This is a genomic window from Thalassotalea sp. ND16A (genome assembly GCF_000764205.1).
GTDB lineage: Bacteria > Pseudomonadota > Gammaproteobacteria > Enterobacterales > Alteromonadaceae > Thalassotalea_A.
This window is the reverse complement of sequence record NZ_JQDZ01000070.1, coordinates 1-13,198: the sequence shown is the minus strand read 5'-3', so window position 1 is coordinate 13,198 and position 13,198 is coordinate 1. Positions and strand designations below refer to the sequence as shown.

Annotated in this window: 4 protein-coding genes; 2 read left to right on the top strand and 2 right to left on the bottom strand. The window is 40.7% G+C overall.

All coding sequences use genetic code 11. From position 1 onward, the window contains the following. Nucleotides 1–890: 890 nt before the first annotated feature. Nucleotides 891–4,403, bottom strand: coding sequence for a polysaccharide lyase family 8 super-sandwich domain-containing protein (locus ND16A_RS07530; RefSeq protein WP_033077982.1), 3,513 nt, complete (start codon nt 4,401–4,403; stop codon nt 891–893). A gap of 735 nt (nt 4,404–5,138) precedes the next feature. After that, complete coding sequence (locus tag ND16A_RS07535) at nt 5,139–8,255, bottom strand: chondroitinase family polysaccharide lyase (RefSeq protein WP_033077981.1); 3,117 nt, start codon at nt 8,253–8,255, stop codon at nt 5,139–5,141. Between the two features lie 234 nt (nt 8,256–8,489). Between ND16A_RS07535 and ND16A_RS07540 the strand changes: the two genes are divergently transcribed. After that, nucleotides 8,490–9,752: a glycoside hydrolase family 88/105 protein gene (locus ND16A_RS07540; protein ID WP_033077980.1), complete on the top strand. Its 1,263-nt coding sequence runs from the start codon at nt 8,490–8,492 to the stop codon at nt 9,750–9,752. A 297-nt stretch (nt 9,753–10,049) separates the two neighbouring features. Next, complete coding sequence (locus tag ND16A_RS07545; RefSeq protein WP_052056852.1) at nt 10,050–12,746, top strand: family 20 glycosylhydrolase; 2,697 nt, start codon at nt 10,050–10,052, stop codon at nt 12,744–12,746. Nucleotides 12,747–13,198: the final 452 nt, after the last annotated feature.

Genomic DNA, 13,198 nt, shown 5'->3' with positions numbered 1-13,198 from the left:
ATGAGAAAAACAATTAAAAGTTGACGCATCGTGAACACTTGCGCTAAAAATTAAAGAAGGTTACGCGTTAAAAATTCAGGTGTTCACGATAAACCGGAATCGGTGTTCACGTTCGCCGGAATATGCATCTTATTATCTAAAAATAGAAAATAAGTGGTCAATATGGTCGGAGGTTACATTCGGTTTAATAATCATAAGATGTGTAATGCACGCTTGAGTATATGAGAACAGACACCTCCGGAATGAATAATTGCCTTTAGCACGTTGTTGTTTTAATCGAACATTATACGCTAGGGCTTGATACAAGTGGGTAATTAAGTCATCAGATGGTATTCATCAGATGAAGATTGAGCGACTAAAAGTAATACCAACCCATCTAAAGAAGTGACCACTTAGAACGACATGGGCGATATGAGAACAAACAAAATATGTTTAGATATAGTTATTCTACATCAAACAAATTTTGTGCCTTTATCATGATGCCCATACGTTCCCGAAAGGCGAGTTTTAAAGGCTTATATGCTGCGTTATTGATTTTAACAATAGAATAACTATTATTTGCAATCAATGCCTTACCTCTAAATCTTTAAATTCTAGCTAAGTGATCACTTTCTTAGGTGGAATGGTATAATACCAATCTCACTAAATATGTGATCATTTCTACTTGTTAAAACGACCAACTACTTCGTTATTTATTTAATAATTAGAACAACTAGTTATTGAAATAAATGCCTTGTATTTGGCCGCTTTTCCTACGTATAAAATAGATCACCTAATTAATGAAACTGGTATAAGTTGTTTTTCCTTAATTTCTCTTTGAAAAATTAAAACGACATTCAATACAGTATTGAATGTCGTTTTTTGTATTACGATATTTTAGCTACCCGAGATTATTCAACTGCTATTAGTTTTACTTCAACAGGTAAACCATCAACAATAGAAAACTCGATAACAGTTTCAGCTGTATTTGAACTAACTAACGTAGCACGTGGGTACTCCTCTTTAAGTAACCAATTTCCGTGCAACGTTAGGCTTACTGTCCTTGGTGCTACTGGGTCAGAGCCTCTAGAAATGAAGCCTAAATCAGGATCAGTTACAGAAAGTTCTACTTTGTTACGTTTTGCGTGTTTAAGCATCACTAGGCTAGCAGTGTCAGTTGCTTTTAATATACTGTTACTATGTGCCATATCTTCCGCCGCCTCAAAGAATGCGTAGCCCCAAATTTTTCTAGCTAAATGCTCAATGACGTGTCGTTGTGACGTTTTTTCATGAACCACATATGGCTTGTCCTTGGCTAATGTGTCCATTTGAAAAGCGTTTGCATTCGGTACAGTAACGTATTCATAGCCATTATTTTCTGGTGCGGTGCCGTGATCAAGGTAACCGATTGTGTATTGGTCAATAGGGTTTTGTGAAATATCGACAGGCCATATTTGGTCTTCGTTTGGAGTTTGCTGGTTACCTTTCCATACTTTAAGTTCGCCGCTGCCTGCAGCAAGATAAAAACCGGTTTGGTAATCATCAATCAGCCAATGATTTTCACTTTCAGCAAAGCTTGTTGCACCAAGGTCACCATACGTGTGTTTATCAACAATAACACTACTGTTATCAGTTGCTAAACGTTGGTATAAAGTAGTTACTGTCGGATTAACAACATCATCATTAGTGATATCTGATCCTAATGATACAATCATGTCACTAAAGGCAAAGTTAGACTTTTTAAACGTAAAGGTAGTGTTATGGGTGTTAGGACCATGAACTATACCAAAGCCACCGCCAAGTTCACGTTCTTGGAAGTCCATAGCAAATATACCGTATTTTCCATGGGTTTCTTCAAGTACCCCTTGTCTATTACCGCGGTTTTTAAAGGCTAAGCTACCCGCAAAACGTTTATCTTGATGGCCATCAATTCGTGATCTTTCGCCGTGAAGTTTATCCCACGGCAGCACAATAGTTGTGGCTCCAGGATTATAGTTCCAGTTCCACGTGTCGACATCAAAACCATTATTACCGACACTATCATCGCCCGAGTAAATAATTTCTAAGGCACCATAGCTTTGATAACGGCCATAACGATTCTCAGAGGGATATAATTCTGCACCCCACATATTGTCGGTAAAGCCATTCATAACAGCTAACCAGTCACCTTTCTTACTGCGGTGTCTTAATACGCCAGCATTACCATGGTTAAACTGGAAAAATCCGTTTTCAAACTTGGCGACTTTATCATAGTTAAAGTCAGCATCAACACCTATAGTACGGTTATAATAGCCAGCTAATATTGGATCAGCACTGTCAAGACCTAGAATCTTACCCCCACTAATCGCCAATTTTTTCAGGTGTGTTGGCAGGGTTGAAATTCTTTTAATATGTGGATTCCTACCCGTAGTAGATAATGCCACAATGCCGCTGTCATTACTCTTCATGCGTTGCGCATATACGGTATCTCTTAAACGTAAATATGCATCAGCGTTTATTTGAAAGTCAGTATCTTCTAAAGCGTGTATAAGATTAATTACAGTGCGTAACGAATACATATAACCATCGTAAGCAGTCCAATGATGAAAAGCTGAACCGTCTGGTTTAATACCGTCGTTGGTTGCTTCGGAGTAATCTAGGAAGCGTTCAACGAAACGTTTTGCGCCTTTTAACCACTGCACGCGTTCATCGTCAGTAGTTACGTCTTTCCAAAGACCAAATAAAGCAAGGGTGTCGCCCATATTAAACATCCAGTCAGTATTATAACCGTTTCTGGCTGCATACTCGCCCCAGAAGTTAGAAAAGTCTTCTGACTGTACTGATAGGGTGAAACCGAATCGATCTTTGATATTGTCAGATAAGTAATCTTTTAAGTGAATGGTGTTTCTTGCGAATTCTCTATAACTGTATGAATTATAGTCTCGGGTTATATCAAGCGTACAAACTTTACGTGAAGTCAACCAAACAATATTTGATGCTTTTTCAGCAATATCGGTATCTGTTGGTGCAACAAGCTTAAGGTGTCGAGAAAAAGCTCTAAGCATTTTACCTGCTTCACCATAAGTTATATTTTCGCCCTGAATTTCAGTAACGATTTCGTCATCAATTTCCATATCTGCGATGACAATATTTAAATTGTCATAAGCGGTTAATGCTTCGTCAAGATCAAGTTGTAGTTCAGCAAAATCAATGGTTTCCTCTGTGCCTAAATAAGTATCAGATAAGGTTTGATAAATATTATCTATTTGAGCAATTTGTCCAGACGTTGCCGTCGTTAATGGAATATCCGTGTCATAGTCTATTGCCATAGTACAAGCTGGATTAGGTGGTGGTGGCGCTTTAACGAGCTTTAATGGCGAGCTATTAATGCTGATATTATCAACAGAAAAATCACGAGCAGTATGACCATTATCAGTACGAATATACCTTACTTCTAGTTCATCACCCTCATCCGTCGCTTGAGTAGTGTAGTTAAAGCTAAAGTTGACTGCCGGATCAGCGCTGGTAATTATGCTACTTGCTGTTGATGCTAATTCAACATCATCGGTAACATTGTGCAAGGCGACCTTAAGTGCAACATATGATGATCTTGTGTTATAAACATAGCTTGATACAGCAATATTTTGCTCTGCGCTCATAGGGCAATCAAACAAATAGGCAGCCCCTTGACCTTCTACCTGGGATTGGCCATTAAATAAAAATGCACCATCGCCTAAACCGTCAGTGTTATCCGCATCATCGGTAACAGCGGATGTTGAAACATCACCTATCGGGGCAAAACCAATTTGATTTTGTGATTCCATGAAACAAACATGCATTGGGGGGGGGACATAGGCCTGCATCAACAATGCCTGACCATTTATTGTGGCGTTGTCGACAGCAAAGTTACGAGCAGTGTTACCATCGTCGACGCGAATATATCTCAATTCTAACTCATCAGCTAGATCAGTGTCTTGGATATTATAAGATAGCGTAAACTCTTTAACTGGTGTCGATGATGTCAAGGCGAGGTTAGCAGTGCTTGCTAACTCAACATCATCAGTTTTGTTGTACAAAACAACTTTAAGTGCAACGTAGGAAGCGTTGGGATTATATACATGGCTAGAAATGTCTAACGTTTCGCCTTCAATAGCGTCACATTCAAAGGCATAAGCACCACCTTGTCCGACAACTGCAGATTCACCATCAAATAACAGCGCGCCATCGTTTTCTCCATCATTATTGTCAGCATCACTGGTCACGGGTGTTAATTGAACGTCACCTATTTCAGTAAAGCCATTAGCTATATCGGTATCGATAGAGCACTGAGCAAAAACTGAGTTTGATGAAAGTAAAAGCGCACTTGCTACTATCGGTTTACTTAGCCTAGTGATGTTGGATGAAAATATCTTTGGTACTGATATATTATTTCGAAATTTGTTCATATAATGTCCCCATATTATCTTTCCTAAGAGTTAGGAAGTATTGTATTTTTGTTATGAGTAACAGCATGGTTTATTTTTAGTTTGATCCTTTTTATTTAAATTTTTTCTTCCATATTTAACCAAAATCAAGTTGTCATATAACAATGTAACAATATTAGAGTATATTTCTATTTACAATTGAGCAAGTGTTTTTTTTATACTGTTTCAATTATTTTCAGTTGCGATGTGGGGGGGGAAGTAACCATTTGATTTTGAGAGTTTTGTGCGCTACACATATGACATTTAGATGAGGTGATTATTCCATGTGAAATGCTCTACTGAAACTAGAAAGCTCAGTTGAGCCTAGACTAAAACTAAATATAAATTATTCAATGTGCAATTCCACTTCTTCGTTGCAGTGACTTAGAAGGGAATAACCATTCCTTCATCACTGCGCCTTGAATTGAAATCGCTCAACCGCTCTGAAACATGCATCTTGAATGGTAATGGGTATAGATAAGGCATTGATTGAAGAGAATAGTTATTCTATTGTCGAAATTAATAACGATGTATAAAGCGTTTCTAAACCAGCCATTCTGGGACGTCTGAGCAAATCATGTTCATCGTTATGTAGTTAATTAAGGGAACAACCATTAATAAAATACAAGCCTTGACCATGAGTCGCTCAACCGCTCTGAAACGAGCATTTTGAAGTCGCTTGGGTATATGTCAGAGGTAATGCGTCATTAATACTCGCTATTCAAACTTTTGCTGTACATTGAGTACCACGGATAAGCCATGTTGAGAAGTTAAGGTTATTTCGGTCTTATCTTGGCGGTAAATCACAGACTTAACTTTGCTCGTTGTCGGTAATTGCCAATGGCCATTAAGCGTTAAGGTCAAGGTAACAGGCTGGCTAAAGCCATCAGCACTTTTTTCTTGGCTAAAGTTAAGATTGGGCTCAACTATGCTTAACGTCGCGCCTTTGTTATCTTGCTGCTGCACCATAACTAATGCGGGCGCTGAGCTTGAGGCTAATATGCCGTGCTGCACTGGCGTTTTTGCCGAGAACAGTGCATAAGCTGTGGTATTAGTGATATGGTCGACCACAATATGCGCCTGACTATCGGCTTGCAAAATATCATAAGACGGCTTGGCGTCGGCTATTTCTGCAAAATTCCTGATCTGTGCCTGACTCATAAAAGGGTAAACCGCGTATTGGTATGCGCCGTTTTCAGGGGCGATGCCATGCTCTAACCAAGCACTGGCAAAATCACCTTGGGTTTTGGTTACGCCTTTGCCTTTATGATTCATTTTTCCTGTACGCAATGCGTATTTGTTATGCAAAGAATGCTGATGTTTGCGCTTGACTGTTACCTTAGTGTCCGACAGGAGGTGATATCCATTGCCGTACGGGTCGATTAACCAATTAGCTGTTGAGTTTTTGGCGTTTGTGGTTCCCTTAGCTGAGCCTGTGGCTGATTGTAACGGTAGCGTTGCTTGATACGGAAACGAAGTCACTCTCCCTGCTGACGAGCTATATAAGGGTTGTGCAGGCTCGGTTAAATAACTTTGAAATAAGTTGGTTTGCACTGGGTGGCTGTTATCACGGCTACTGATATCTGTGCCAATAAAAATCAGTTTGTTATTAAATGCAAAGACCGATTTTTTAGCTTTTAACTCTCCGGCTAACAGCTGCACTCCTTCATCATTGCCTTCATGGTTAGCGCCTTTACTTTCATTTAGCTGCATGGCAAACAAACCATTATTGTTTAACTGCACACTACCAACAAAGGTTTCATCAGATTTAAACATTAATAGCGGTTGCGTGGTTTCTAATTGCTCAATCGGCAGGTTGATCACCGTGGCACCAGGAAAGCGGTTCCAGTCCCAACCCGCCTCGACAAAACCACTGCCGCGCTCACCTTGCTCATTAAGTAATTGCACTGTGCCATTGGCAGGGTAACGGCCATAACGATTAGAGGCGACATAAATTTCAGAAGCCCAGACATACTTGCTATAACCTTTAATTATAGCGGCCCAGCCTTTTTGGCGCAGTACAGCCGTGGCGGCATAAGGGAAGCTGTAATAGCCAGTTAATGTTTCGGCGCTAATGCCGTATTGCTTAAATAGCCTGCTACTCTCTTGATCTTGCTTGCCCCATAAACGCAAATAAGCACCAGCGACATCTTTATCTATCGCGTCGGTGTGTTGAGGGTTACCAGATAACGCTAGTTGTAAATACTGCTGCTGTAGACTTGAAAATGAGCCAGCAAATGGGTGGCGGCCAGCATTGCCAAAACCAAAGTCAAACGGTTGGCTATAAATACGACTGGCTAAAAAGGCTTTTTTAAAGTTGCTATGGCCAGCTTCATTAATGCTAAAACGACTAGCCGATAAGCTATAGATAAGTTGCGGTACTTTTTCAAATGCGCCTAAAGCATAAGCAGGATAATGGCCACCATGGTGCCAAGCGGTACCATCGATTTTAAAAACACCATGGCTGTCATCCTGCGCCAAAATAATTGAAATATAATCGGAGAACGCCTGTAACAATGCAGCTTGCATTGCGCGCTCATTGCTTAAAAAGATGATTAATAGGTGATAAAAGGACTGCGTATTCATGTAATCAATATTAGCGTGAAAGCTGGCTTTATCTCCTAAGAGCTTACCTAGATTAAATATCCATTGCAGACTAGCGCCAATATCGTTGAGTAAGCCTGCTTGTTGTAACGGCTTGCGCATTAAATAAAAGGCTTCGGTAAGCTCTCTGGTGCTATAACCAATATGATGCAAGGTGCCCATCGATGAGCCAGCTTGCCAGCCTTGATCTAAATAGTAACGAGACGCCTGGATAAACATTTGTTCAACAGCAGACTGATTTTCTTGCGGCCCATTACTGTGGTGCAGGGCTAGTTTTTTTAATAATAGACCTAAGTCACGTAACCGGGTATGTATCTTCTCACCTTGCTGCGCTTTATTATAATAGACTTCAGACGCGGCAAAAGTAAGTGGCGGTCCCTGTACGGTTTTATCGTTGTCAACCAAGGAAAGCTCGGTAAATGAACGCTTTAATGACGCTAAACTGTCGGCTGATTTATTTTGGGAAATTAATTGTGCGGTTATCTTGTCTTCAATGGCGAGTAGTTGCTTGACATCATCAGCTTGTAAAGGGGCAGGCGACAAACGGTTCACTAATGATAAATCGCTTAGCAGTGGCATCCAATGATCACTGGCACTTTGTTGTGCTTCTTGGCGCATAAACGGTGTTTGCGCGCTCGGGTAGGGGTGTCGATCATCATGAAATTGTGAAAAAATAATATCATCAATAAAAACTTGCCCGCTACCGCCAGTACTAAACGTTAAGGTATCGTAATGTACTTCAGCATTTTGTTCGGGTGCCTGACCGTTCATCTCATAAAAGGGGACCCTAAAAATACGCCAGCCCGAAAAATTTAGCGGTAAATCAAACCATATAGATTCTTTACCGCTTACATCACCATTTTTTTCAAAACTAATCTTTACTGAGCTTGTTTGTGGCTGCTCACTATATAAGGAAATTACGAAAGTAGGGCTGGCAGGAAAGTAATTACCGTATTTTAGCTGGCTTTGGTTATAAGTTAACAGGCGCAGCTGTTGTGTGCTCAGGCGACTATTTCCTTGCCATTGCCATAATAACGCGCGCTGACCGAATTTGTAATGTTGCTTGCTTAGTGATATTTGGCTATCGTCATTATGCTGATAATATTGAAGCACTGAGCTACTTTCGAAGGACTCAACGGCTGGTTTTTCTAAGGCGTTTGCTAATACCTTAGTGGTTGTCAGCACAAAGCACAGGCTGATGAAGAGTAGTTTTATTGCCTTAATGAACATATTATCCTATGGGGATTTAATAAATTAAATATTAAATGTAAGATATCATACCTGTGGTGAAGGGGATATATTTTTCAGTCCCTAGGGTAAGTACACAGTAGAAAAATATTTACTATTGTGTAATTTTCTTATTGCTTGTATGCTTATATGATAACCGCTTTCTCTATGGCGGAGGTTTGCCGTTATTTTATATCGGTAAGTTTTTGTAGAGAAATATTCAATTAAGGAATAATCATGTATTTAAAAAAAATGAAGAAGTTACTACCAGTAATAGCGATATTTTTCAGTACTTTTTCAACCACGGCTTGCAGTGAAAATCTAACTGCACAAATGAATAAAAAAGATGTTTATCAGGCGATGAAACATGTGTCTGACTGGCAATGGCAACAATTTAATGCAGAAACTAATTTATTTGAAGGTTATGACAAATTAGACTACATGAGCCCGACCGCTTGGGATACACACCCTCAAGGGTGGGTTTATGCCTCTTTTCATGTCGGTATGGCTAAGTGGGCGCAACTTGCCGATGCCAATGGTGACGAAAGTTATTTTCAGAAACTCAAAGCCGTTGCGGCCAGAAATAACTATTTAGTTGCCCCGCGTATCTACAATGCAGATGATTATGCTATCGGCCAACTTTACTTAGATGTCTACGAAAAATATAAACAACCCGAAGCCTTAGTACCACTTAAGACGGTATTTGATATTATTCTAAACGCCCCTTCTACGGCTTCACTTGACTATAAACACATTCAAATAGATGCTAACGCTAAAGCTGATTACACCGCAGAAGCGATAGAGGGGTATGGCGGAAGAGAAATAGGTATTACCCCGTGTAAAAACCGTTGGTGTTGGGCTGATGCTTTATTTATGGGGCCTCCAGTGTGGATGCACTTAGCAAAAGTAACAGGCAATCAAGCTTATTTTGATTTTGCCAATAAAGAGTTTTGGCAAACAGCCGAGTTGTTATGGGATAAAGAAGATCATCTGTTTTATCGAGACAGCCGTTATTTTGATCTACGTGAGGAAAATGGCCAAAAAATCATTTGGGCTCGTGGTGTCGGTTGGGTGGTTGCAGGTCTAGCAAGAATGCTTGAACACATTCCAAACGAGCACCCACAACGTGGCAAATATGAAGATATTTTCAAAAAGGTAATGAAACGTTTAGCTAGCGCTCAACAAGATGATGGCTTTTGGCGTCCTTCAGTGTTAGCACCTGAAAGAGCGCCTTTTAAAGAGTCTAGTGGCACTGGGTTAATTGCTTATGCTTATGCTTATGGTATTAATCAAGGTTTACTAGATAAACAAGAGTATTTACCAGTCGTGAAAAAAGCTTGGACGGCTTTGGTTGGTGTGATTCAGCCAAGCGGTAAATTTGGCTGGGTACAACAAATTAATGCTGGTCCAGCGCCTGTTTTAGCCAGTGATACGCAAGTATACGGCGTCGCTGCCTTTTTATTAACGGGCACCGAAGTGTATAAAATGCTAGATAAATAGTTATTGCGCGTTTATTTTTCATCATAAATATGTCGGCTGTTGAAGCCGGCATCTACGGTGAACGCTAATAACATAATCTCGCTCCACTTTAAGATGCTCAAACGAACATCTTAAAGTGGAGCGGGTATATAAGTACCAAGATATTGGAGTTAAGTGCTATTCGTTTGCTTCTTTTGCTGTAGTAGCCCTTATCGTTTTTCTCGCATGAAAACCATACCAAGATCTTAATTAGTTTCGATGATTGAAGAAAGTGTTTTTTAATTATTGGGCCGTAACATAAGTTGATGGATTATAAAAATGAATAAAAAAACACCTTGCACCCTGCTAGCCACTCTACCCTTGGCTTTTTCACTAGGCTTGACGTTGTCGGGTTGTGAGCAACTAGGTAACCGTGTCGATAATGCTAGCGCAACGACAGCGCCGATAGTATTACACCACGCCAGCCAACAAGACATTAATGAAATCGCCGCCACGCTTGAGGTAAAATATCGCGTGATCAGCAATGTTGCCACCGATAAATGCAATGCAACCCTAGCCGAGGGGGCATGTTTTGAAGCGGAATTGAGCTTGACCGCTAAAACGGCTATTGCCGCGAATAATTGGGCGATACAGTTTAGCAGTATTATGCCGGTACAAAGCTCAAACAGTAACGAATTTACTATTGCCCATATTAATGGTAGCGTTCAAAAAATCTCATTGTCAGAAAATTTTTCCGGTTTTAAGGCCGGTGAAACTAAGCGCATCGCTTTTAGAGCTAGCCACTGGATGTTGTCAGAGCACGATGCTCTACCTAATTATTTAGTGACCGCACCCAGCCTGCAAGCAAGGGTTATTACTAGTACCCAAACCACTATAGATCCTGAAACCAACTTAGAAGTCATTCCCTTTATCGAGCCGTTTACCGATGAGCGCAAGCAGTTTAAGCGTAATGCGGATGATAAAACCGCTTGGCTAACAAGCGAAAGCCTTTACCAGCGCAATCTTGAAGGAGCTGCTAACTCCGTACCTAGTACTAAATTAATCGCCAGTGCGATAATCCCAACCCCCAAAAGTCTGCACGTTGACCCCCTTCATGCTCGTGTTGATATTAGTAAAGGCTTATATATTGATTTTACTAATGTCGCGAAAAAAGACGTTAATGCCGCGATTGCCCGTCTAGCCACTTTAGGGGTTAAACAAGGCAAAGAGGGTTTTCCACTTACCTTAAACATTAATGCCGACACCACTAAGCCCCTTGGTAGCTATCAGCTGTTAGTTGGTAAAAAATCCATTAGCATTGTCGGTGTTGACAGCAACGGTGTTTTCAATGGTTTGCAGTCGCTCGCCAGTTTATACACAGTAGGTCAGCATACTTTACCTGTAGTGACAGTATCTGATGAGCCGCATTATGCTTTTCGTGGTATGTTGGTTGATGTTGCCCGTAACTTTCACTCGAAAGAATTTATTTTATCTTTATTAGAGCAAATGGCGGCATACAAGCTTAATAAGTTACACTTACACCTAGGTGACGATGAAGGCTGGCGCTTAGAAATTCCAAGCTTACCTGAGTTAACTGATATTGCCAGTAAGCGCTGTTTTGATGAGCAAGAGCAAACGTGCCTTAGTAGTCAGCTTGGTGCCGGTGTTGACACAAACTCACCAGTGAATGGTTATTACAGCGTTAGTGATTACCAAGAAATATTACAAGCGGCTACGGCTCGCCACATTCAAGTGATCCCTTCTTTAGATATGCCTGGACATTCACGTGCGGCAGTAAAGGCAATGAATGCGCGTTACAATAAATATCAAGCGCTTGGTGATGAAGCCAAAGCCCAGCAGTATCTACTTGACGATTTCAATGACAAAACCCAATACTCGTCGGTGCAGTTTTACGATGACAACACTATCAACGTTTGTCTTGAGTCTTCTTACGACTTTGTATTAGAAGTGATGACTCAGGTAAAGAAAATTCATAGTGATGCAGGACAGCCATTAACCCGATATCATATAGGCGCTGATGAAACAGCAGGTGCATGGCTAGAGTCACCTGTTTGTAAAGACTTTATTGCGAGTAATGAGGTTGGCGTGACCAAAATGAGTGAGCTTGGTGCTTACTTTATTGAGCGTGTTGCTGGCATATTAACAAGTCTTGATATCGAAACTGCAGGTTGGAGCGATGGTTTATCGCATACCCGTAACGAAAATATGCCTGATTTTGTGCAAGCGAATGCTTGGGATGTGCTTTCTTGGAACGGCCATGAAAAAGTACATGAAGTGGTCAATCGTGGTTGGCAAGTGGTTGTTTCATCACCAGACGCTTTGTATTTTGATCTACCTTACGAAGCCTCGCCTAAGGAACATGGTTTTTACTGGGCATCGAGACACGTCAATACCGAAAAAATATTTCAGTTTATGCCCGATAACCTACCGGCTCATGCGGAGATATGGGTAGATCAGCAAGAAACAACTTATATTGCCGATGATACTAAAACAGCGCGCAGTAAAGGTAAGCCATTTTTAGGTATTCAAGGGCAACTGTGGAGTGAAACCACCCGTAGTGATGAAATTGCCGAACATAAAGTTTTTCCACGTTTATTAGCGTTAGCTGAGCGCGCATGGCATTTACCTGAATGGGCGCTGCCTTACAATTACCAAGGGGCAGTTTACAGTCAAGATACTCATTACTTCACAGAGGCGATGGCGAAAACACGTGATCAAAAGTGGCGCTTATTTTCAACGACCTTAGGTCAAAAGGAATTTGCTAAACTAGAATTAGCTGATGTTGATTACCGTTTGCCGACGGTCGGCGCGGTTGTTGAGCAGGGAATGTTAATAGCCAATATTGCGTTTTCTGGTTTGGGCATTGAATACCAATTGGTTGATGCCAGTGGTGCAGTACAAGCATGGCAAGTTTACACTAAGCCAGTTAATGTGAGTGCGGCCCAGGTAAATGTACGGAGTCGTTCAGTAAACGGAGCCAGAGCTGGGCGTACTACTAACATAGTTGTGCATTAATACGAGCTTCGTAAGTCAATGGGCAGCTAAATGAAGTCATCTACTGGTGACTTCATTTATACCTGTTACCATTCAAGATGCATGTTTCAGAGCGGATGAGCGATTTCAATTCAAGGCGCATTGATGAAGGAATGCTTATTCCCTTCTAAGTCACTGCAACGAAGAAGTGGAATTGCTCAAACGCTTCTACGATGGGTTTAAAATACCTTTATGCTGCGGTAAATAATCAACACATAGAGTGACTATGTTTACATTATTCTCCTTGCCTAAAGGCATTTTAATTCCCACTGAAATCGAGCACTTTGAATGGTAACGGGTATAACTATGACGTGGTTTAATGGATTCGACTACCCCAGTTAAGAGATAATAGACTTAACTGGAGAAAAAAAATGACAGCACGTAAAAAATATTCAAAAGAATTTAAGCTTGATGCAATAGCATTAGTCGTTGAA

Excerpts from the sequence above, each read along its gene's own strand:
- ND16A_RS07545 (WP_052056852.1), top strand. The coding sequence starts at position 10,050 with ATGAATAAAAAAACACCTTGCACCCTGCTAGCCACTCTACCCTTGGCT.
- ND16A_RS07535 (WP_033077981.1), bottom strand. The coding sequence starts at position 8,255 with ATGTTCATTAAGGCAATAAAACTACTCTTCATCAGCCTGTGCTTTGTG.
- ND16A_RS07530 (WP_033077982.1), bottom strand. The coding sequence starts at position 4,403 with ATGAACAAATTTCGAAATAATATATCAGTACCAAAGATATTTTCATCC.
- ND16A_RS07540 (WP_033077980.1), top strand. The coding sequence starts at position 8,490 with ATGTATTTAAAAAAAATGAAGAAGTTACTACCAGTAATAGCGATATTT.